This is a genomic window from Pseudomonas sp. NPDC077186, from assembly GCF_044543505.1.
Taxonomy (GTDB): domain Bacteria; phylum Pseudomonadota; class Gammaproteobacteria; order Pseudomonadales; family Pseudomonadaceae; genus Aquipseudomonas.
The window spans coordinates 1,154,405-1,173,315 of the sequence record NZ_JBITWE010000001.1 but is presented as its reverse complement, the minus strand read 5'-3'; the positions used below and the strand labels follow the sequence as shown (position 1 = coordinate 1,173,315).

The window sequence follows — 18,911 nt, the reverse complement described above, 5'->3', positions numbered from 1 at the left end:
AAGCATCCCGATTCAACGCAACGGAGGCGGATGGCCTGTTTCGTCATCACGCCCGTGGCCACTATGCAAACAACCCTGCGCATCACCGAGATCTTCTACTCGCTGCAGGGCGAGACGCGTACCGCCGGCTTGCCGACGGTATTCGTGCGCCTGACCGGCTGTCCCCTGCGTTGTCAGTACTGCGACACCGCCTACGCCTTTAGCGGCGGCGAGCTGATTGCGCTGGACGCCATCCTCGACCAGGTGGCGGCCTACAAGCCGCGCTACGTCTGCGTCACCGGCGGCGAGCCGCTGGCCCAGCCCAATTGCATTGCCCTGCTCGAGCTCCTGTGCGACGCCGGCTACGAGGTGTCGCTGGAGACCAGCGGCGCGCTCGACGTATCGGCCGTCGATCCGCGGGTGAGCAAGGTGCTCGACCTGAAGACCCCGGGCTCGGCCGAGGTGCAGCGCAATCGCTACGAGAACATCGACTGGCTGAGCGCCAACGACCAGGTCAAGTTCGTCATCTGCTCGCGCGAGGACTACGACTGGGCGGTGTCCAAGCTGATCCAGTATCGCCTCGAGGCGCGCGCCGGTGAGGTGTTGTTCTCGCCCAGCCACCAGCAGCTGGACGCGCGCGCGCTGGCCGACTGGATAGTGGCGGACAACCTGCCGGTACGCCTGCAGCTGCAGCTGCACAAGATTCTCTGGAACGACGAGCCGGGACACTGAGCATGAACGACAAGAAAGCGCTGATTCTTCTCTCTGGCGGCCTGGACTCGGCCACCGTGGTGGCCATGGCCAAGGCTGAGGGCTACGCCTGCTACAGCATGAGCTTCGACTACGGCCAGCGTCATCGCGCCGAGCTGCAGGCCGCCGAGCGCGTTGCCCGGCAACTGGGGGTGGTCGAGCACAAGGTGATTGGTCTCGACCTCAACGGCATCGGCGGCTCGGCGTTGACCGACGCCTCCATCGCCGTGCCGGAAACCCCTGGCGAGGGCATTCCGGTGACCTACGTGCCGGCGCGCAACACGGTGTTCCTGTCTCTGGCGCTGGGCTGGGCGGAAGTGCTGGGCGCTCGCGATATCTTTATCGGGGTCAACGCGGTGGACTATTCGGGCTATCCCGACTGCCGGCCGGAATTTATCGAGGCTTTCGAGCGCATGGCCAACCTGGCGACCAAGGCCGGGGTGCAAGGGCAGGGCTTTCGCATTCGCGCGCCGCTACAGCAGCTAAGCAAGGGCGAGATCATCCAGGCCGGCATGCGCCTGGGCGTGGATTACGCGCTGACCGTGTCCTGCTACCAGGCCGACGACGGCCGCGCCTGCGGCAAGTGCGACAGCTGTCGTCTGCGCGCGGCCGGCTTTGCCGCCGCCGGTGTCGCCGACGCCACCCGCTATATTTGAAAAAGTTTTCGTGAAGTGTTGATTTCCTGAATTAAATCAGTATCATGCGCCTCGCGTTGGGTCGTTAGCTCAGTTGGTAGAGCAGTTGGCTTTTAACCAATTGGTCGTAGGTTCGAATCCTACACGACCCACCAGATCGCAAAAGCCAGTCGCCAGACTGGCTTTTTTTTGCTCTCGGAAAAGCCTTCTGGCCGATGCTGCCCGCCTGTGGCGATGGGCGGCCAGGGGGTATACTCGCAGCTCGCTTAAGAGCGCCGCAGGTTCGATGATATGACGCAGATTTCCGAACGCCTTCTGGTTCAAGCCCACCTCGATGCCAAGCAGCCCAAGCCGCTGACGGCCGAGGAGGAGGCCTTCTACCGTCGCGAGATTGCCGCCGAGCTGAAGAAGCAGAACGCCGTGCTGGTGGCGCACTATTACTGCGACCCGGTGATCCAGGCGCTGGCCGAGGAAACCGGCGGCTGCGTCTCCGACTCCCTGGAAATGGCCCGCTTCGGCAATCAGCACCCGGCGCAGACCGTGGTGGTGGCCGGGGTCAAGTTCATGGGCGAAACGGCGAAGATCCTCAACCCGGAAAAGCGCGTGCTGATGCCGACCCTGGAGGCGACCTGCTCGCTCGACCTGGGCTGCCCGGTGGATGAGTTCTCGGCCTTCTGCGACCAGCATCCCGAGCGCACCGTGGTGGTGTATGCCAACACCTCGGCGGCGGTCAAGGCGCGGGCCGACTGGGTGGTGACCTCCAGCTGCGCGCTGGAAATCGTCGAGAGCCTGATGGACAACGGCGAAACCATTATCTGGGCGCCGGACAAGCACCTGGGCAACTACATCCAGCGCGAGACCGGCGCCGACATGCTGCTGTGGGACGGCGCCTGCATCGTCCACGAGGAATTCAAGTCCAAGCAGCTGCTGGACATGAAGGCGCTGTACCCGGACGCCGCCATCCTGGTGCACCCGGAGTCGCCGCAGAACGTGGTCGAGCTGGCCGACGCGGTGGGCTCCACCAGCCAGTTGATCAAGGCGGCGCAGACCCTGCCCAATTCCACCTTTATCGTCGCCACCGACCGCGGCATCTTCTACAAGATGCAGCAGCTGTGCCCGGACAAGACCTTTATCGAGGCGCCCACCGCCGGCAACGGCGCGGCCTGCCGCAGCTGCGCGCACTGCCCGTGGATGGCGATGAACACCCTGGAGCGGGTGCTCACCGGCCTGCGCGAAGGCAGTGGCGAAATCCAGGTCGACCCGGCGCTGATTCCCAAGGCGATCAAGCCGCTCAAGCGCATGCTCGATTTCACCCAGGCCGCCAGGCTGAAGGTGGCGGGCAACGCCTGAGGGGGATGTGGTCAAAACGAAGCCCAGCAAATGCTGGGCTTCGTGCTTTGCGTAGCCCGGATGCAATCCGGGAATGGGAGGGCGGGCATTGCCCCGGATTACATCCGGGCTACGGCATTTAAGCATTGGTTGGACGCGATCAGTCCCCTCGCCCCTTCGGGGAGAGGGTTAGGGAGAGGGGAAAACTGGCTGTTTCGCAGTTATTTCGTCCCTCTCCCCCAGCCCCTCTCCCATAAATGGGAGAGGGGAGCACGGCGCGCGTGATCTTAAGTGAACGGCATTACGGAATATGCCGGGCCATGTTCAGGCCGCCCAGTTGCCCGGCAGGTTGACGAAATTCAGCAGCTCGCGCAGCCGGCCGTGGTCGCGGCCGTTGAAGGCGAAGGCCAGGCGGGTCAGGTGGCACAGCTCGGGCTCGTCGCGTTCCTGCTCGCAGTAGGGCTGCTGGCTGAAACCGCCCTGTTTGCACAGACCGGCGAACTCCTTCTGCAGCTGCTGCAGCGCGGCGTCGCTGAGCGGGTGGTTGAGGCGCAGGACGAAGCTGTCCTTGAGCCAGCGGCTGGAGTGGAAGTTGCGGTAGAACTGGGCGATTTCCTCGGCGGCGTCTTCGGCGCTGTGCACCAGGCGCATCAGGTTGAGGTCGCTGGGCAGGATATAGCCCTTGTCCGCCAGTTCTTGCTGGAGGAATTCGATGGCGCGCTGCCAGTAGCTGCCGCCCGGCTGATCCAGCAGCACCACCGGCACCAGCGGGCTCTTGCCGGTCTGGATCAGGGTGAGCACTTCCAGCGCCTCGTCCAGGGTGCCGAAACCGCCGGGGCAGAGCACCAGAGCGTCGGCCTCCTTGACGAAGAACAGCTTGCGCAGGAAGAAGAAGTGAAACGACAGCAGATGCTCGCTGCCCTGCATGGTGGCGTTGGCGTTCTGCTCGAACGGCAGGGTGATGTTGAAGCCCAGGCTGTTCTCGCGTCCGGCGCCTTCGTGGGCGGCAGCCATGATGCCGCCGCCGGCGCCGGTGATCACCATCAGGTCGTAGCGCGCCAGGGTCGCGCCCAGCTCGCGGGCCAGGGCGTAGACCGGGTGCTCGGCCGGCGTGCGCGCCGAGCCGAACACGGTGACCTTGCGCCGGCGCTTGAACTGCTCCAGGGTGCTGAAGGCGTGCTCCATCTCGCGCAGGGTTTGCAGCATGATCTTGGCGTCCCAGCGGTTGCGGTCGGCCTGGGCCATGCGGATCACGGTGGTGAGCATGTCGCGGTACAGCGGCAGGTTCGGGCTGTTGCCGGGGGCGGAGAGGGCGAGCAGCTCGTCCACTTTGCTGGCCAGGTCGATGCCACTGGTCTGGAAGTGGCGTGACAGGTAATCGTCCGGTTCGTAGGGCATGCAGCGTCTCCTTGATCGAGTCCGCTCGGCACCTCCAAGTCCCTGAAAGCCCGAGCCTTTTCAGAGTATGGACGTCTGCGGACGATGGCGGAAGGCGCAGCGGGCGCGAGCGCCGCTGGCGGCGCCGCTCAGATGGCGATCTGCTCGCCCGGCTCGGGGATGTTGGCGATCCAGTTCAGCCGCTGGCGCAGGGCCTGCTGCAGCGCCTGCATCTTCTCCAGCTCGCCATGCACCAGGTACAGCTCGGGGTGGTGCTCGAAATGGCTGGCCCAGTCGAGCAGCTGCGCTTGCCCGGCATGCGCCGAGAAGCCGCCCAGGGTGTGCACCTTGGCCTTCACCGCGATGCGCTGGTGCAGCACCTTCACCGTACTGGCGCCGTCGACTATCAGGCGGCCGAGAGTGCCCTTGGCCTGGAAGCCGGGGAACACCAGGTGGCAGTTCTCGCGCCAGAGGTTGTGCTTGAAGTGATGGACGATGCGCCCGCCGTTGCACATGCCGGCGCCGGCGATGATGATCGCGCCGCTGTTGATCCGGTTGATCGCCATCGACTCCTCGGCGCTGGGCGTACAGCGTAGGATCGGCAGCCAGTCCTCGACCCGCTTGACCCCCTTGGCGGCCAGTGCGGCACGATCCTCGGCGGCGAACTGGTCGTGGAAGCGGCTGTAGATGGCGTTGGCGCGGATCGCCATGGGGCTGTCGAGGAATACCGCCTGTTGCGGCAGGCGGCCCTCCTGGTAGAAGCGCCCCAGGTAGTAGATCAGGTCCTGGGTGCGGCCGACGGCGAAGGAGGGAATCAGCACGTTGCCGCCCTCGCGGTGGGCCTGCTGCAGGATCGCCGCCAGCTCCTCCAGAGTGTCCTCGCTACGGCGGTGGTCGCGGTCGCCGTAGGTCGACTCCATCAGCAGCACGTCGGCCTGGCTCAGGGTCGCCGGCGCCTGCATCAGCGGCGAGCAGGTATTGCCCAGGTCGCCGGAAAACACCAGGTGGCGGTGCAGGTGGTGGTCCTCGATCTTCATCTCGACGATGGCCGCGCCGAGGATATGTCCGGCGTTGTGGAAGGTCATCTGCACCCCCTTGGCCACCTCCACCGGCGTGCCGTAGGCGTGGGTGCGGCGCTGGCCGAGCGCCTGCTCGGCGTTGGCCAGGGTGTACAGTGGCTTGACCGCCGGCTTGCCCTGGCGCGCGCGCCAGCGGTTCTCCCACTCGGCGTCCTTCTCCTGGAGAAAGGCGGCATCCAGCAGCATCAGTTCGAGCAGCTCGCCGCTGGCCTCGGTGACATGGATAGCGCCGCGGTAACCCTCGGCCACCAGGCGCGGCAGCAGGCCGCTGTGGTCGAGGTGGGCGTGGGACACCACCACCGCATCCAGGCTGCGCGGGTCGAAGGGGAAGGCGCTGCGGTTGTGCTCCTCCTCCTCGCGGCGGCCTTGGTGCATGCCGCATTCGAGCAGCACCTTGGCGCCGTCGCGGCTCTCCACCAGGTAGCAGGAGCCGGTGACTTGGCGAATGGCGCCGAGAAAGCTCAGTAGTGCCATGATCCTCATCTCCAGTAGGCGACGGCCCATCTTGCCGAGCCGCGCGGACGATGCCGTTGATGCAGGTCAGTATGGTCGCTGGCGCGCCGTTCGTCCGGGCGAGCCGGCCATGGCGCGTCGTCTGATTTACTGGAGGGGTGAGGGCGCGTCGTCTGGCGCAGGTGCACGCAGAGGAAAGGGAGGGGCAGGCATGCCCAAGTTGATTCTGGAGATAGATGTGGATTTGTACCGCCTGCTGCAGCAGGCGGCGCGTACCAATCAGTTGAGCCTGGAAGACGAATGCCTGCGTCGCCTGGAGGGCGGCGTGCGCCGTTCGCGCTATATGGAGGCGCTGCTCGCCGAGCTGCGCGCCGACGATGCGCAGCGCCGGGCCGAGAAGGGCTGAAGGCTTACAGGCCGCAGTCGGCCCGGTCGAACTGCTCGGTGGTGACCGGGCGGTTGCTGCGGTACTCGCTGAACTGGTAGCGCAGCTGCGCGCCCTGGGCCAGCAGCTGGCGATAGCCCGGGTTGCGGCATACGCTGGCGGCCAACTGGGCGCGCACCGTGTCCGGATTGCCGCGCATCTGCGCGGCGTGGGCCGGCCGGACGCTGAGGTGGTTGACCAGGGTGTGGCCTTCGACGGTGTAGCCCTGATCGAGAATGTCCTCGTTGATCGCCCGCGGCGTGCCCTCGCTGCTTTGCCGGGCGACCTGCTCGAGGGCGCGGGTCAGTTCGAGCTCCTTGAGCGAGGCGGCCTGGGCGGCGACGGGCAGGGCCAGGGCGAGGACGAGGGCGGTAACGCGGGACATGCGGATTCTCCTGAACGAGTGCGGGCTTTGACCCGCCAGGCGTGGCCGGGTTCAGCGCCTGGCGCATCATAGCCTGCCCGGCTTTGTTAAACTGCCGCGTTTTTTCTGCCGAGCCTTGTTCGTGGACCAGTCCCATCCCCCGCATGCCGTCGCCCGGCTGCGCGCCGAGCGCCTGGCGCGCAGCGTGAAACCCTTCGTCGCCCGCGGCTCGCGCGCCGAGCGCTGCCCGGCCTGCCGGGTGCAGCCGGACTACTGCCTGTGCGCCTGGCGCCCGCGGGTCGCGGCGGATGCCGGCATGTGCCTGGTGATGCACGATATCGAGGCGCTCAAGCCGAGCAACACCGGCTGGCTGATCGCCGACGTGGTGGCCGACACCCACGCCTTCGGCTGGACGCGCACTGCGGTCGATCCGGCGCTGCCGGCGCTGCTCGCCGAGCCGCAGTGGCAGCCCTACCTGGTGTTCCCCGGCGAGTACGCCGCGCCCGAGCGGGTGGTGGACGAGGTGCATCTGGCGCCGGGCAAGCGCCCGCTGTTCGTGCTGCTGGATGCGACCTGGACCGAGGCGCGCAAGATGTTTCGCAAGAGCCCCTATCTGGACGCGCTGCCGGTGCTCAGCCTGACCCCGGCGCAGCTGTCGCGCTACCGCCTGCGCCGCTCCAGCCGCGGCGAGCACCTGTGCACCGCCGAGGTGGCGGCCATGTGCCTGGAGCTGGCCGGCGACGCCCGCGCCAGCGAGGCGCTGGACTGCTACCTGGATGTCTTCAGTCAGCACTACCTGGCGGCCAAGCGGCGCCTGCCGCTGGATCTTTCCGACGCGCTGCATCGGCGCCTGCAGGCATTGCGCTGAGCGCGGCCGGCAGCGGCTTGGGCCACAGCTGGGCCAGCAGCATGCCGGCGAACATCAGCGCGCAGCCCAGGTAGCCGCGCAGCGCCAGCACCTCGCCGAGCAGCAGGGCGCCGGCGATGGCGGCGAACACCGCCTCCAGCGAGAGGATGATCGCCGCGTGCGAGGCGATCGCGTGCTGCTGCGCCACCACCTGCAGGGTGAAACCGATGGCCACGCCGAACAGGCCGCCGTAGAGAATCGCCGGGCCGGCTTTGATAATGCCGTCCAGGGTCGCCGTCTCGAAGATCAGCGCCAGCAGCAGGCTGATCGCGGCGCAGGTGGCGAACTGGATGAAGGCCAGGCGCAGCGGATCGTGGCGGCTGGCGAAGAAGCCCACCAGCAGCACGTGCACGCCCCAGACGAAGGCGCCGGCCAGCTGCAGCCAGTCGCCGGAGGCGACGCTGAAGCCTTCGCCGACGCTGAGCAGGAACATGCCGAACACCGCCAGGCTGGCGCCCAGCCAGATGCCCAGGCCGCTGCGCTGGCCGATCAGCAGGCCGAGGATCGGCACGACTATGACGTACAGCCCGGTGATGAAGCCGGAGTTGGTCACCGTGGTGAACAGCAGGCCGACCTGCTGCAGGTTGATCCCCAGCGACAGCGCCAGGCCCATCACCACGCCGCCGAGCAGCAGGCCGCGGCTCAGCGGCGCCGCCGGGCGTCGGCTGCGGCGTTGCAGCAGGGCCAGCAGCGGCAGCAGCACCAGGCAGGCCAGGGCGAAACGCAGGCCGGTGTAGAGGAAGGGGCCGATGCTGTCCATGCCCAGGCGCTGGGCGACGAAGGCGCTGCCCCAGATCATCGCGGTGATCAGCATCAACAGGTCGGCGCGCAGGGCTTGGCTTGGCATGGCGGTGTCTCGGCGGGCAAAGCGGCGAATCGTGCCGCAAAGCGCGGCGCTTGACCACCCCGTCACGGCTCGGCATGCTGGGCGCCGCCGTCGCTCCGTATGGGGAGCCTGTCGCGCCGAGCGCGCAGGCTTGAGCGGGTCGTCCGGCGCCAGGCACTGCCATACTCAGCGCAGTGCACTCATAACAAGAACAGGATCCGCCAATGGCCGCCTACGAAATCCTGATTGCCGACGACCATCCGTTGTTTCGCAGCGCCCTGCAGCAAGCCCTGACCCTGGGTCTGGGGCCCGAGGTGCGGCTGGTGGAAGCCGCCAGCATCGCCGAACTGGAAGGCCACCTGGCCGCCAAGAGCGACTGGGACCTGGTTCTGCTCGACCTCAACATGCCCGGCGCCTACGGCTTCTCCGGCCTGGTGCTGCTGCGCGGGCAATACCCGCAGATTCCCGTGGTGATGATCTCCGCGCAGGAGGAGGCCTCGGTGGTCAACCGCTCCCGCGAGTTCGGCGCCAGCGGCTTTATCCCCAAGTCCAGCCCGCTGGAAACCATCCAGCAGGCCGTGCGCCAGGTGCTCGACGGCGACACCTGGTGGCCGCCGCTGGCCGAGGAGGGCGCGCCGGTGTCGGCCGAGGCCAAGGCCGCCAGCGCCGGCCTGGCCAGTCTGACCCCGCAGCAGTTCCGCGTGCTGACCATGGTCTGCGAAGGCCTGCTGAACAAGCAGATCGCCTACGAGCTGAGCGTCTCCGAGGCCACGGTCAAGGCCCATGTCACCGCCATCTTCCGCAAGCTCGGGGTGCGCACCCGCACCCAGGCGGCGCTGCTGCTGCAGCAGATGGAGTCGATTCCGGGTTAATGGCCCGCGCGGACGCAAGCGTTCGCCGTGTAGGACGGTGGACAAGCCTGCGGCCTGTCCACCCTAGGCAATCGACGGCAAGACGATCTGATCGCTGCGCGCCACCCCGACGGTGAGCGCGCGGCACTGCTCGAGAAACTCGCGCATGGCCGCGGTCTGGTACTTCTGCTTGTGCCAGATGAAATAGAACTGCCGGCGCAGATCCAGCTGCGGCGTCTCTACCGCCACCAGGCTGCCGCGGCGGAAGGCGTCGCGCAGCGCCAGGCGCGAGATGCAGCCGATGCCCAGGCCCGATTCCACGGCGCGTTTGATCGCCTCGGTGTGTTCCAGCTCCAGGCGGATATTCAGGCTGCGCGGGTGATGGCGCATGGCCTGGTCGAAGGTCAGGCGGGTGCCCGAGCCCTGTTCGCGGAGAATCCAGGCCTCTTGCGTGAGTTCCTCCAGCGTCGCCGTGCCGCGCGCGGCCAGCGCATGCTGCGGCGCGCAAAACACCACCAGTTCGTCCTCGACCCAGGGCTGCACCTCGATGTCCGGATGCTGGCAGTCGCCTTCGATCAGGCCCAGGTCCAGCTCGTAGTGGGCGATCTGCTGCACCACGTGCGCGGTGTTGTGCACCTGCAGCTTCACCCGGCATTCGGGATGGCGCTGCATGAAACTGCCGATCAGCAGGGTGGCCAGGTAGTTGCCCACGGTGAGGGTGGCGCCGACGTTGAGCGAGCCGAAGCCGCTCTTGCCGCCGAGCAGGCGTTCGATCTCGCGCGCCTGGTCGAGCAGCGCCACCGCCTGCGGCAGCAACTGTCGGCCCAGGGCGTTGAGCGCCAGGCGCTTGCCGGCGCGGTCGAACAGCTGGCAGTCGGAGTGGCGCTCCAGTTCCGTCAGCGAGGTGCTGGTAGCCGATTGCGACAGGGCCAGCGACTCGGCCGCGCGCGAGACGCTTTCCTGCTGGGCCACGGCGACGAAGACCTGGAGTTGTCTGAGAGTAAATCGCATATCGATATAACCGATAACCTATATCTTGATAATCCACTTAACAGATATTCTGCGCCCGCCTAGAATGCCGCGCAATTCGTCTTTTTTGGTTGCCGTCTGCGCGAGGAAGTCCGCATGAGCAATATGAACGTCGAGCGTGTGCTCAGCGTCCACCACTGGAACGACACCCTGTTCAGCTTCAAGTGCACCCGCGATCCGGGCCTGCGCTTCGAGAACGGCCAGTTCGTCATGATCGGCCTGCAGCAGCCCAACGGTCGTCCGCTGATGCGCGCCTACTCCATCGCCAGCCCGAACTGGGAAGAGCATCTGGAGTTCTTCAGCATCAAGGTGCCGGACGGTCCGCTGACCTCGCAGTTGCAGCACCTCAGGGAGGGCGACGAGATCATCATCAGCAAGAAGCCCACCGGTACCCTGGTGCTCGATGATCTCAACCCCGGCAAGCATCTCTACCTGCTGTCCACCGGCACCGGCCTGGCGCCGTTCATGAGCGTGATCCAGGACCCGGAAACCTATGAGCGTTTCGAGAAAGTGATCCTGGTGCACGGCGTGCGCTACGTGAACGAAGTGGCCTACCGCGAGTTCATCACCGAGCACCTGCCGCAGAACGAGTTCTTCGGCGAGTCCCTGCGTGACAAGCTGATCTACTACCCGACCGTGACCCGTGAGCCGTTCGAGAACCAGGGCCGTCTGACCGACCTGATGCGCAGCGGCAAGCTGTTCGCCGACATCGGCCTGCCGCCGATCAATCCGCAGGACGACCGCGCGATGATCTGCGGCAGCCCGAGCATGCTCGACGAGACCAGTGCCGTGCTCGACAGCTTCGGCCTGAAGATCTCCCAGCGTATGCGCGAGCCGGGCGACTATCTGATCGAGCGCGCCTTCGTCGAGAAGTAGGCCAGTCCGTCAAACGAAGAAGCCGCCCACTGGGGCGGCTTCTTCGTTTATGGAATGGAACCAGTGGGGCCGGGGTGGACATGGCGCCAGACTGGTCCGCCGTCGCCGCCGATTAGGTGGACAAGTCTTCGGCATGTCCACCCTACGGAGGGGCAAGTCTTATAAACGCTTGGCCTCGATAATCAGCACCGGCTCGCGCGGCACGTTCTGGTGCATGCCGCGGTTGGCGGTGGGCACCTGGGCGATCTTGTCCACCACCTCCATGCCGCGGGTCACCTTGGCGAACACCGCGTAGCCGAAGTCGCGCGAGCCGTGGTCGAGGAAGGCGTTGTCCTTGTGGTTGATGAAGAACTGGCTGGTGGCCGAGTCGCGCACCTGGGTACGGGCCATGGCCAGGGTGCCGCGCACGTTGTGCAGGCCGTTGTCGGCCTCGTTCTTGATCGGCGCGTCGGTGTCCTTCTGCTGCATCTGCGCATCGAAGCCGCCGCCCTGGACCATGAAGCCGGGGATCACCCGGTGGAACTGGGTGCCGGCGTAGAAGCCGCTGTCGACGTATTTGAGGAAGTTGGCGGTGCTGATCGGCGCCTTGTCGGCGGCCAGCTCCACCTCGATCTCGCCGAGGCTGGTGGTCAGCAGTACCTTGGGATTGTCCGCCGCCAGCAGGCTGGTGGACAGCAGCAGGGAGCAGGCGGCGAAGGCGAGTTGCTTGAGCATGATGGTCAGTTTTCCTTGTTGGCGGTTTCTTCGAGAAAGGCGAGCAGGGCGCTGTTGAAGCGTTCGGGTTGATCCAGCGGGGTGGCGTGGCGCGAATTTTCGATCACCAGCAGGCGCGCGTCGGGCATTTCGGCGACGTACTCGCGCTTGCGCTCGACCGGGGTGTAGTCGCGGTCGGCCGTGATCACCAGGGTAGGACAGGCGATGCGGTGCAGGCGTTCCCGCACGCCCCAGCCGATGATGGCGTCGAGACTGGCCAGGTAAGCGCGCTTGTCGTTCTGCGGCCAGCGCTCTTCGATCTTGCGCCGCAGCTCGGCCTGCTCCGGCTTGGGAAACAGCAGCTTGCCCAGCGCCTTGGCGATGGTCTCCAGGCTGAGCAGGCGCGACAGGCTCCAGCGCTTGCCGATTTCCAGCCAGTCGCGCGGGCTCTTCGCCTTCACCTCCGGGCCGCTGTTGACTATGGTCAGGCTGCGCAGCAGCTCCGGGCGGTCGACGCCGAGCTGGAAGCCGATCATGCCGCCCATGGAGATGCCCACCAGGTGCACTGGTGGCAGCTGCAGGTGCTCGATCAGCGCGGCCACGTCATCGGCGAAATCGGCGATGCGATAGGCCTCGCGCGGTTTGTCCGAGCGGCCGTGGCCACGCACGTCGAGCGCCAGCACGCGGTAGTGCTGGCTGAGCACGGGAATCTGGTACTCCCAGTCGCGGGTGCTCGAACCCAGGCCGTGCACCAGCAGCAGCGGCGCGCCGTGGCCGTAGTCCTCGTAGTGCAGCTGGCAACCGTCGTTGTCGAAGTAGGGCATGGCCGGGGTCTCAGTTGGGCGACTGCGGGGCGGCGAAGGCGGCATCCAGGGGGGCGGCGTCGAAGTTCTTGATCAGCTCGATGAGGATCTGCGTGGCCGGGCCGAGCACGCGCTCCTTGTTGCTGTAGAGGAAGAAGCGCGGCTTGCGCGTGCCGCCCTGGGCCAGCGGCAGCGGCTTGAGCAGGCCCTCGTCCAGCTCGCGGGCGATCAGGTGGCGCGGCAGCCAGGCAAAACCCAGGCCGCTGCCGACGAAGGTGCGCGCGGTGGGCAGGCTGCCGACGGTCCAGCGTTGTTCGGCGCCGAGCCAGCCGCTGTCGCGCGGCTGCACCCGGCCGCTGTCGCGGATCACCACCTGCATCTGGGTTTCCAGGTCCTGGAAGCTCAGCTCGCGCTGCAGGCGGTGCAGGGCATGTTCCGGATGGGCCACGGCGATAAACTCCACCTCGCCCAGTTCCTGCGGCAGGTAGCCGGTGATGTTGAGGGCGCTGATGGCCAGGTCGGCGGAGCCTTCGTGCAGCACCTCCTCGACCCCGGACAACACCTCCTCGCGCAGGCGCACGCGGCAGCCGCGGCTCTGCGGCATGAAGGCCGACAGCGCGCGGACGATATTGGCGGTGGGGTAGGCGGCGTCCACCACCAGGCGCACCTCGGCCTCCCAGCCTTGCTCCATATGGTGGGCCAGGTCTTCCAGCTGGCTGGCCTGCTTGACCAGTTGCCGCGAGCGGCGCAGCAGCACGTCGCCGGCTTCGGTGAGCACCGCCTTGCGCCCGTCGATGCGTAGCAGCGGCACGCCGAGCTGTTCCTGCATGCGCGCCACGGTGTAGCTGACCGAGGACTGCGAGCGGTGCAGCACCTCGGCGGCCTGGGCGAAGCCGCCCTGGTCGACCACCGCCTGCAGGGTGCGCCACTGATCCAGGGTTACGCGGGGAGCCTTCATCGCACCGTCCTGTTTATTGCCGCGCGGCGGGTTTTATCGCCGACGATCCCGACCTACACTGGCGCTCCCCCGTTGGAGAGCGCCGATGAAAAAACTCTGCTGCCTGCTGTTCGCCCTGCTGCCGCTGGGCGCCCATGCCTACCCCATCGAGCTGGCCAAGCAGCTCAACGGCGCCGAGGTGTCCGCCAGCACCCAGGAGATCGACCACAACATGGCGGCGCTGATGCTCTACAACTATGGTCAGAGCGAGGCCGAATGCAGCGCGGTGTTTCGCAACGGCCCCGAGGCGCCGCGTACCCGTCGCGCCGTGCTGGCGCCGGGGGCGAACACCAATCTGACGGTCAAGTTCACCCGCAGCGTGATTCGTCTGCGGGTCAGCCTGACCTGTGGCCTCAAGTAAGCAGAGCCTAGTGCCGGGTCATAGATAAATCAACTTTGTCGATATATGTAAGCGGATTTTTGCGCTTTTTAATCGATAGTTGCGACTCTAATCTCTGCTCCATCGACCTTCACCCACCTCGATGGAGTCTCAAACATGTCCCGTGTTCTGGTAATCGAAAGCAGCGCCCGTCAACAAGGCTCGGTGTCCCGCGAGCTGACCCAGCAGTTCATCGCCAACTGGCAGGCCGCCCATCCCGCCGACCAGGTGCAGATCCGCGACCTGGCCGCCGAGCCGGTGCCGCACCTGGACGCCACCCTGCTGGGCGGCTGGATGACCCCGGCCGAGCAGCAGAGCGAGGCGGAGCAGGCCGCGCTGGCGCGTTCCAACCAGCTCACCGACGAGCTGCTGGCGGCCGACGTGCTGGTGCTGGCCGCGCCGATGTACAACTTCGCCATCCCCAGCACCCTCAAGGCCTGGCTGGACCACGTGCTGCGCGCCGGGGTCACCTTCAAGTACAGCGAAACCGGCCCGCAGGGCCTGCTCAGCGGCAAGCGCGCCTTCGTCCTCACCGCTCGCGGCGGCATCTACGCCGGCAGCGGCCTGGATCACCAGGAGCCCTACCTGCGCCAGGCGCTGGCCTTTATCGGCATCCACGAGGTGCAGTTCATCCATGCCGAAGGCCTGAACATGGGCGGCGAGTTCAGCGAAAAGGGCCTGGCCCAGGCCAAGGCCAAGCTGGCCGCAGTGGCCTGATCGCGCCTTCACTCTCCTGAGTCGCCCGCTCGCGGGCGCTTGTGCCGGTCGCCTCGACAAGGGGCGGCCGGTTTTTTCTTTGGTCCGGCGCATAGCCGCAGATCTTCACGCGGATCCGTCCGGATTGCGACCGGGCCCCACCCTGTTCGCGGCTTACGCCGCTGCTACGGATTGTCCGCCAGTAGCGAACGCGCTAAGGTCGCCGCCTTCGTTACCTGGAGCTCGCCGTGCGTTACCTGCTGATTGTGACCCTGCTGTGGGCCTTCTCCTTCAGCCTGATCGGCGAGTACCTGGCCGGGGCGGTCGACAGCTATTTCGCCGTGCTCAGCCGCATTCTCATCGCCGGCCTGCTGTTCGTCCCGCTGACCCGCTGGCGCGGCCAGGCGCCGGCCTTCGTGCGCGGCATGCTGCTGATCGGTGCGCTGCAGTTCGGCGTCACCTACGTCTGCCTGTACCTCAGCTTCAACCTGCTGACGGTGCCCGAGGTGCTGCTGTTCACCATCCTCACGCCGCTGCACGTGACCCTGATCGAGGACGCCCTCAATCGCCGCTTCAACCCCTGGGCGCTGCTCGCCGCGCTGGTGGCGGTGCTGGGTGCCGGGATCATCCGCTACGACGGCGTCAGTCAGGGGTTCCTGCTCGGCTTCCTGCTGCTGCAGTTGGCCAATTTCACCTTCGCCGCCGGCCAGGTGCTGTACAAGCACCTGCTGCTACGCCATCCCTCGAGCGAGCCGCAGTACCGGCGTTTCGGCTTCTTCTACCTGGGCGCGCTGCTGGTGGCGCTGCCGGCCTTCCTGCTGCTGGGCAATGCCGAGCGTCTGCCGAGCACCCCGTTGCAGTGGACTGTGCTCGCCTGGCTCGGTGTGATGGCCTCGGGGCTGGGGCTGTACTGGTGGAACCAGGGCGCCAGCCTGGTCGACGGCGGCACCCTGGCGGTGATGAACAATGCGTTGGTGCCGGCCGGGCTGCTGGTCAATCTGCTGCTCTGGAACCAGGACGCCGATCTGCTGCGCCTGGCCCTGGGCGGTGCGGTGATCGTCGTGTCGCTGCCGCTGGCCGGCCTAGGTCGCAGGCGCCCGCTACAGGGTAGGACGGCCTGATGCAGCTGTCCGGACGTGGGTTGGCGCTGTCGGTGGGGGCTTCGCTGTTGTTCGCCGTGTTGCCGGGTTACGTGCAACTGCTGGCGCCGCTGGACGGCATTCAGATCTTCGCCCAGCGCGTGCTCTGGTCGATTCCGCTGGTGCTGTTGCTGGTTCTGCTGACCCGCCAGGGAGCACTGCTGCGCGAGACCTTCGCCCGTCTGCGCCGCGAGCCGTTGCTGCTGGCCGCCTGGCCGCTGGCGGCGGTGCTGATCGGCGTGCAGTGGGGGCTGTTTCTCTGGGCGCCGCTGGCCGGGCGCATGCTCGAGGTGTCGCTGGGCTACTTCCTGCTGCCGCTGGCCATGGTACTGGCCGGGCGGCTGTTCTACGACGAACGCCTGCGCCCGCTGCAGCAGCTGGCGGTGGCCTGCGCCGTGCTCGGCGTGGCGCACGAGCTATGGCGCAGCCAGGCGTTCTCCTGGCTGACCCTGGTCACCGCGCTGGGTTATCCGCCTTACTTCATGCTGCGCCGCTGGATGCGTCTGGATGCGCTGTCGGGCTTCGTGCTGGAGATGTTGATGCTGGCGCCGCTGGCGATCTGGCTGATCGTCGCTTACGCGCCGGTGGGTGCCTTCGAGGAGCGGGCCGCGCTCTGGCTGCTGGTGCCCGGCATGGCGTTGATCGGTACCCTGGCCTTCGCCGCGATGATGGCCTCCAGCCGCCTGCTGCCGCTGGGGTTGTTCGGCATTCTCAGTTACGTCGAGCCGGTGCTGCTGTTCGGCGTGGCCCTGCTGGTGCTCGGCGAGTCCTTCGATGCCGGGCAATGGCTGACCTACCTGCCGATCTGGCTGGCGGTGCTGCTGGTCGGTTGGGACAGCGCCCGGCTGCTGCGCAAGCAGCAGCGCGGGCACTGATCAGGCGGCGCTGATGCGCGGCATGGGAATCTGCGTCGGCTGGCTGGCCTGCTTCTTCACCTGGTAGTGCAGCTGCACCGTGCCGCTGTTGAAGCGCCTTTGGTCGCTCAGCACCAGGCTGCGCTCCATGCCGCTGGCCAGCAGCGGAATGCCGGCGCCGAGCAGGTGCGGTACCAGGTTGATCACCACTTCGTCGAGCAGGCCGGCGGTGTAGCAGGTGCCCGCCAGGGAGCTGCCGCCGACCAGCCAGATGCGCTGGAACTTGGCTTCCTTCAACGCCGCCACGGCCTGCCCCGGCGTGCAATGGGTCAGCTGCACCTCGGTCGCCGCGCGCGGTAACTGGGAGCGGGTGAGCACCACGCAGGGCTTGCCCGGATAGGGCCAGGGCCCGCCGCGGTTGAGCAGCGCCTCGTAGGTGCCGCGGCCCATCAGTAGGGCGTCGACGCTGGAGTAGAAGTATTGGAAGCTGTATTCCTCGTCCGGCTGGCGCTGGGCTTCGAACCAGTCGAGGCGACCATCGGGGCGGGCGATATAGCCATCGAGGCTTGAGGTGACGTGGTAGATCAGCGAGGGGTTCATCATGCCTCCGCAACGAGTCATCTGAGCGTTGGAGCGATGCGTAGGCGACAAGTTCGGCGGGCGCGGCGACCGCTGGTCGGCGGCGCCCGGGGCTCTGGTTTAGTCCAGCACGTTCCTCAATATCTCATAGACGATCCCGCTGGCGATTGCCACCAGCACCACGTCGCGGCCCACCTGTTTCCACTGGTAACCCTCGTAATAGGGTAGGCGCGCCGACAGACGGCTGTCGAAGTTCTTGGCGATGCCCGGCGGCAGCGGCTTGCCGCGGGCCAGGTTCTTGGCGATGCCGGGCGGCAGGGCGGAGGTCGGGCCGATCAGCTGGCGGTTGTCGCCGAGCACGATGCGCACCTGGCCGATATCCACGGTCGGGCCGCGCAGGTCGATCTGCACCTCGTCGTGGCCGCCGCCATGCTTGCCCTTGCCCGGCGGCGGGCTGGCCAGCAATGGCGAGGCGACCAGCAGCAGGCTGAGACCGAGGGCGAGGGGCGTTCGGGATATGGCAGGCATGGGCGGGGCTCCAGCGAAGGGGTATGCCGATTAGAACGCCGCGGCCGGGGCGGTTCAAGCTTCCGGCGTCGGCGCCGCTGACGATTGTGACGGCAGCCTTTGGCTCAGCGCCTGCAGGCCCTGGCGCAGGTCGTTGCCGGCCGGCTGCTGGTACAGCGCCAGGTCGAACTCCGGCAGCAGGGCCAGCAGGTAGTCGAAGATGTCGCTCTGGATGCGTTCGTATTCCAGCCAGTTGGTGGTGCCGGTGAAGCAGTAGATCTCCAGCGGGATGCCTTCGGCGCCGGGTTGCAGCTGGCGCACCATGCGGGTCATGTCCTGGCGGATCTGCGGGTGGTTCTTCAGGTAGGCCTCGGCGTAGGCGCGGAAGGTACCGATATTGGTCATGCGCCGGCGGTTGGCCGAGGGTCCGTTCTCGACCTTGTGCTCGGCGTTCCACTGGCGCAGTTCGGCCTGCTTGTGGCCGAGATAATCGGTGAGCAGGCGCACGCCGGCCAGGCGCTGTTCCTCGGCGGCGTCGAGAAAGCGCACCAGGCCGGCGTCCAGGTGCAGGCTGCGCTTGATCCGCCGGCCGCCGGCCTGGGTCATGCCGCGCCAGTTCTTGAACGACTCGGCCATCAGCCGCCAGGTGGGGATGGAGACGATGGTCTTGTCGAAATTCTGCACCTTGACCGTGTGCAGGCTGATGTCCACCACGTCGCCGTCGGCGCCGACCTGGGGCATCTCGATCCAGTCGCCGACGCGCAGCGAGTCGTTGCTGGTCAGCTGCACACCGGCGACGAAGGACAGCAGGGTGTCCTTGTACACCAGCAGGATCACCGCCGACATGGCGCCGAGGCCGGACAGCAGCAGCAGCGGCGAGCGGTCGATCAGGGTGGCGACTATGACGATGGCGGCGAACACGTACAGCAGCATCTTGGCCAACTGCACGTAGCCCTTGATCGAGCGGGTGCGCGCGTGCGGGGTGCGCGCGTAGAGGTCGAGCAGGGCGTTGAGCAGGGCGCTGACGGCCAGGGTCAGCGACAGCAGGGTGAAAGCCAGGGCCAGGTTGCGCAGGAAGTGCTCGGCCTTGTCGCTCAGCTCCGGCACCAGCACCAGGCCGAACTGCACCAGCAGCGACGGCACCATCTGCGCCAGGCGGTTGAACACCTTGTTGTGGCGCAGGTCCTCCAGCCAGAACAGCGCCGGCTGGCGCGCCAGCAGCTTGCTTGCATGCAGGATCAGAAAGCGTGCCAGGCGTCCGGCCAGCAGCGCCACCAGCAGCAGCACCAGCAGGCCGGCGATGGCGCCCAGCCAGGGGTACTGGTCGAAGTGGTTCCAGAGTTGCTCGGCCTGGCTCAGCAGCTGATCCGTATCCATGGGCGAAA

At 66.9% G+C, this 18,911-nt stretch carries 22 protein-coding genes and 1 tRNA gene; 12 read left to right on the top strand and 11 right to left on the bottom strand.

The genetic code is table 11. The annotated features are described in order from the left end of the window. Positions 1-63 precede the first annotated feature (63 nt). The 4 genes from queE to nadA all read left to right on the top strand — a co-directional run bounded on the left by queE (position 64) and on the right by nadA (position 2,714). Entirely contained in the window at positions 64-711 is a 648-nt protein-coding gene (queE, locus tag ACIGKL_RS05535; RefSeq protein WP_397485690.1) for a 7-carboxy-7-deazaguanine synthase QueE, read from the top strand. Positions 712-713: 2 nt separating this feature from the next. Next, complete coding sequence (queC, locus tag ACIGKL_RS05530; RefSeq protein WP_397485689.1) at positions 714-1,385, top strand: 7-cyano-7-deazaguanine synthase QueC; 672 nt, start codon at positions 714-716, stop codon at positions 1,383-1,385. A gap of 58 nt (positions 1,386-1,443) precedes the next feature. Beyond that, positions 1,444-1,519 (top strand) — tRNA-Lys (locus ACIGKL_RS05525). A 136-nt stretch (positions 1,520-1,655) separates the two neighbouring features. Further along, positions 1,656-2,714: a quinolinate synthase NadA gene (gene nadA / locus ACIGKL_RS05520; protein WP_397485688.1), complete on the top strand. Its 1,059-nt coding sequence runs from the start codon at positions 1,656-1,658 to the stop codon at positions 2,712-2,714. A gap of 303 nt (positions 2,715-3,017) precedes the next feature. On the opposite strand, the gene ACIGKL_RS05515 is transcribed toward nadA, so the two are convergent. Next, on the bottom strand, positions 3,018-4,091 hold the full coding sequence (locus tag ACIGKL_RS05515) for an LOG family protein (protein WP_397485687.1): 1,074 nt from the start codon (positions 4,089-4,091) through the stop codon (positions 3,018-3,020). 128 nt (positions 4,092-4,219) lie between these two features. After that, complete coding sequence (locus ACIGKL_RS05510; RefSeq protein ID WP_397485686.1) at positions 4,220-5,623, bottom strand: MBL fold metallo-hydrolase RNA specificity domain-containing protein; 1,404 nt, start codon at positions 5,621-5,623, stop codon at positions 4,220-4,222. Between the two features lie 190 nt (positions 5,624-5,813). Between ACIGKL_RS05510 and ACIGKL_RS05505 the strand changes: the two genes are divergently transcribed. Next, positions 5,814-6,008: a hypothetical protein gene (locus ACIGKL_RS05505; RefSeq protein WP_021445475.1), complete on the top strand. Its 195-nt coding sequence runs from the start codon at positions 5,814-5,816 to the stop codon at positions 6,006-6,008. 4 nt (positions 6,009-6,012) lie between these two features. Here ACIGKL_RS05505 and ACIGKL_RS05500 read toward each other — a convergent pair whose 3' ends face one another. Further along, complete coding sequence (locus ACIGKL_RS05500; RefSeq protein WP_397485685.1) at positions 6,013-6,411, bottom strand: quorum-sensing-regulated virulence factor family protein; 399 nt, start codon at positions 6,409-6,411, stop codon at positions 6,013-6,015. Positions 6,412-6,532: 121 nt separating this feature from the next. Here ACIGKL_RS05500 and ACIGKL_RS05495 point away from each other — a divergent pair, with 121 nt between their 5' ends. Continuing rightward, the gene (locus tag ACIGKL_RS05495; RefSeq protein WP_397485684.1) at positions 6,533-7,258 is read left to right on the top strand and encodes a tRNA-uridine aminocarboxypropyltransferase; all 726 of its coding nucleotides are present in this window, start codon (positions 6,533-6,535) and stop codon (positions 7,256-7,258) included. Here ACIGKL_RS05495 and ACIGKL_RS05490 read toward each other — a convergent pair. Then, a complete protein-coding gene (locus ACIGKL_RS05490) occupies positions 7,173-8,144 on the bottom strand; it encodes a DMT family transporter (RefSeq protein ID WP_397485683.1) in 972 nt (323 codons plus the stop codon). The two genes, ACIGKL_RS05495 and ACIGKL_RS05490, sit on opposite strands and share 86 nt — an antisense overlap. 203 nt (positions 8,145-8,347) lie before the next feature. Here ACIGKL_RS05490 and erdR point away from each other — a divergent pair, with 203 nt between their 5' ends. Further along, on the top strand, positions 8,348-8,995 hold the full coding sequence (gene erdR, locus ACIGKL_RS05485; protein ID WP_021445471.1) for a response regulator transcription factor ErdR: 648 nt from the start codon (positions 8,348-8,350) through the stop codon (positions 8,993-8,995). Positions 8,996-9,058: 63 nt separating this feature from the next. On the opposite strand, the gene ACIGKL_RS05480 is transcribed toward erdR, so the two are convergent. Then, a complete protein-coding gene (locus ACIGKL_RS05480) occupies positions 9,059-9,985 on the bottom strand; it encodes a LysR family transcriptional regulator (protein ID WP_397485682.1) in 927 nt (308 codons plus the stop codon). A gap of 114 nt (positions 9,986-10,099) precedes the next feature. Between ACIGKL_RS05480 and fpr the strand changes: the two genes are divergently transcribed. Further along, entirely contained in the window at positions 10,100-10,879 is a 780-nt protein-coding gene (fpr, locus tag ACIGKL_RS05475; RefSeq protein ID WP_397485681.1) for a ferredoxin-NADP reductase, read from the top strand. 159 nt (positions 10,880-11,038) lie between these two features. Here fpr and ACIGKL_RS05470 read toward each other — a convergent pair whose 3' ends face one another. Genes ACIGKL_RS05470 through ACIGKL_RS05460 form a run of 3 tightly spaced genes read right to left on the bottom strand, consistent with a single transcriptional unit; the run spans position 11,039 to position 13,333 of the window. After that, complete coding sequence (locus tag ACIGKL_RS05470) at positions 11,039-11,593, bottom strand: peptidylprolyl isomerase (RefSeq protein ID WP_397485680.1); 555 nt, start codon at positions 11,591-11,593, stop codon at positions 11,039-11,041. Positions 11,594-11,598: 5 nt separating this feature from the next. Continuing rightward, positions 11,599-12,396 carry an alpha/beta fold hydrolase gene (locus ACIGKL_RS05465; protein WP_397485679.1) on the bottom strand — a complete coding sequence of 266 codons (798 nt, stop codon included), beginning with the start codon at positions 12,394-12,396 and terminating at the stop codon, positions 11,599-11,601. 10 nt (positions 12,397-12,406) lie between these two features. After that, positions 12,407-13,333, bottom strand: a complete 927-nt coding sequence (locus ACIGKL_RS05460) for a LysR family transcriptional regulator (RefSeq protein WP_397485678.1) — start codon at positions 13,331-13,333, stop codon at positions 12,407-12,409. An 85-nt stretch (positions 13,334-13,418) separates the two neighbouring features. On the opposite strand from ACIGKL_RS05460, the gene ACIGKL_RS05455 reads away from it, so the two are divergent. The 4 genes from ACIGKL_RS05455 to rarD all read left to right on the top strand — a co-directional run bounded on the left by ACIGKL_RS05455 (position 13,419) and on the right by rarD (position 16,461). After that, entirely contained in the window at positions 13,419-13,733 is a 315-nt protein-coding gene (locus tag ACIGKL_RS05455; RefSeq protein WP_397485677.1) for a 3-phosphoglycerate kinase, read from the top strand. A gap of 135 nt (positions 13,734-13,868) precedes the next feature. Beyond that, positions 13,869-14,468 (top strand): FMN-dependent NADH-azoreductase, encoded by a 600-nt coding sequence (locus ACIGKL_RS05450; RefSeq protein ID WP_397485676.1) that lies wholly within the window; start codon positions 13,869-13,871, stop codon positions 14,466-14,468. 227 nt (positions 14,469-14,695) lie between these two features. Next, complete coding sequence (locus tag ACIGKL_RS05445; RefSeq protein WP_397485675.1) at positions 14,696-15,568, top strand: carboxylate/amino acid/amine transporter; 873 nt, start codon at positions 14,696-14,698, stop codon at positions 15,566-15,568. Next, on the top strand, positions 15,568-16,461 hold the full coding sequence (gene rarD / locus ACIGKL_RS05440; protein ID WP_397485674.1) for an EamA family transporter RarD: 894 nt from the start codon (positions 15,568-15,570) through the stop codon (positions 16,459-16,461). The genes ACIGKL_RS05445 and rarD overlap by 1 nt, the downstream gene beginning before the upstream one ends. Here the strand turns inward: rarD and ACIGKL_RS05435 are convergent, their stop codons facing one another. The 3 genes from ACIGKL_RS05435 to ACIGKL_RS05425 all read right to left on the bottom strand — a co-directional run bounded on the left by ACIGKL_RS05435 (position 16,462) and on the right by ACIGKL_RS05425 (position 18,903). Next, positions 16,462-17,040: a dihydrofolate reductase family protein gene (locus tag ACIGKL_RS05435; RefSeq protein WP_397485673.1), complete on the bottom strand. Its 579-nt coding sequence runs from the start codon at positions 17,038-17,040 to the stop codon at positions 16,462-16,464. It abuts the gene before it with no gap. 99 nt (positions 17,041-17,139) lie between these two features. Continuing rightward, entirely contained in the window at positions 17,140-17,547 is a 408-nt protein-coding gene (locus ACIGKL_RS05430) for an anti-virulence regulator CigR family protein (protein ID WP_397485671.1), read from the bottom strand. Positions 17,548-17,601: 54 nt separating this feature from the next. Further along, entirely contained in the window at positions 17,602-18,903 is a 1,302-nt protein-coding gene (locus ACIGKL_RS05425) for a mechanosensitive ion channel family protein (RefSeq protein ID WP_397485670.1), read from the bottom strand. Positions 18,904-18,911: the final 8 nt, after the last annotated feature.

What these genes read in the sequence shown, in the direction of transcription:
- queE (WP_397485690.1), top strand. Translation starts at nt 64, where the DNA reads ATGCAAACAACCCTGCGCATCACCGAGATCTTCTACTCGCTGCAGGGC.
- queC (WP_397485689.1), top strand. Translation starts at nt 714, where the DNA reads ATGAACGACAAGAAAGCGCTGATTCTTCTCTCTGGCGGCCTGGACTCG.
- nadA (WP_397485688.1), top strand. Translation starts at nt 1,656, where the DNA reads ATGACGCAGATTTCCGAACGCCTTCTGGTTCAAGCCCACCTCGATGCC.
- ACIGKL_RS05515 (WP_397485687.1), bottom strand. Translation starts at nt 4,091, where the DNA reads ATGCCCTACGAACCGGACGATTACCTGTCACGCCACTTCCAGACCAGT.
- ACIGKL_RS05510 (WP_397485686.1), bottom strand. Translation starts at nt 5,623, where the DNA reads ATGGCACTACTGAGCTTTCTCGGCGCCATTCGCCAAGTCACCGGCTCC.
- ACIGKL_RS05505 (WP_021445475.1), top strand. Translation starts at nt 5,814, where the DNA reads ATGCCCAAGTTGATTCTGGAGATAGATGTGGATTTGTACCGCCTGCTG.
- ACIGKL_RS05500 (WP_397485685.1), bottom strand. Translation starts at nt 6,411, where the DNA reads ATGTCCCGCGTTACCGCCCTCGTCCTCGCCCTGGCCCTGCCCGTCGCC.
- ACIGKL_RS05490 (WP_397485683.1), bottom strand. Translation starts at nt 8,144, where the DNA reads ATGCCAAGCCAAGCCCTGCGCGCCGACCTGTTGATGCTGATCACCGCG.
- erdR (WP_021445471.1), top strand. Translation starts at nt 8,348, where the DNA reads ATGGCCGCCTACGAAATCCTGATTGCCGACGACCATCCGTTGTTTCGC.
- ACIGKL_RS05480 (WP_397485682.1), bottom strand. Translation starts at nt 9,985, where the DNA reads ATGCGATTTACTCTCAGACAACTCCAGGTCTTCGTCGCCGTGGCCCAG.
- fpr (WP_397485681.1), top strand. Translation starts at nt 10,100, where the DNA reads ATGAGCAATATGAACGTCGAGCGTGTGCTCAGCGTCCACCACTGGAAC.
- ACIGKL_RS05470 (WP_397485680.1), bottom strand. Translation starts at nt 11,593, where the DNA reads ATGCTCAAGCAACTCGCCTTCGCCGCCTGCTCCCTGCTGCTGTCCACC.
- ACIGKL_RS05465 (WP_397485679.1), bottom strand. Translation starts at nt 12,396, where the DNA reads ATGCCCTACTTCGACAACGACGGTTGCCAGCTGCACTACGAGGACTAC.
- ACIGKL_RS05460 (WP_397485678.1), bottom strand. Translation starts at nt 13,333, where the DNA reads ATGAAGGCTCCCCGCGTAACCCTGGATCAGTGGCGCACCCTGCAGGCG.
- ACIGKL_RS05455 (WP_397485677.1), top strand. Translation starts at nt 13,419, where the DNA reads ATGAAAAAACTCTGCTGCCTGCTGTTCGCCCTGCTGCCGCTGGGCGCC.
- ACIGKL_RS05450 (WP_397485676.1), top strand. Translation starts at nt 13,869, where the DNA reads ATGTCCCGTGTTCTGGTAATCGAAAGCAGCGCCCGTCAACAAGGCTCG.
- rarD (WP_397485674.1), top strand. Translation starts at nt 15,568, where the DNA reads ATGCAGCTGTCCGGACGTGGGTTGGCGCTGTCGGTGGGGGCTTCGCTG.
- ACIGKL_RS05435 (WP_397485673.1), bottom strand. Translation starts at nt 17,040, where the DNA reads ATGAACCCCTCGCTGATCTACCACGTCACCTCAAGCCTCGATGGCTAT.
- ACIGKL_RS05430 (WP_397485671.1), bottom strand. Translation starts at nt 17,547, where the DNA reads ATGCCTGCCATATCCCGAACGCCCCTCGCCCTCGGTCTCAGCCTGCTG.
- ACIGKL_RS05425 (WP_397485670.1), bottom strand. Translation starts at nt 18,903, where the DNA reads ATGGATACGGATCAGCTGCTGAGCCAGGCCGAGCAACTCTGGAACCAC.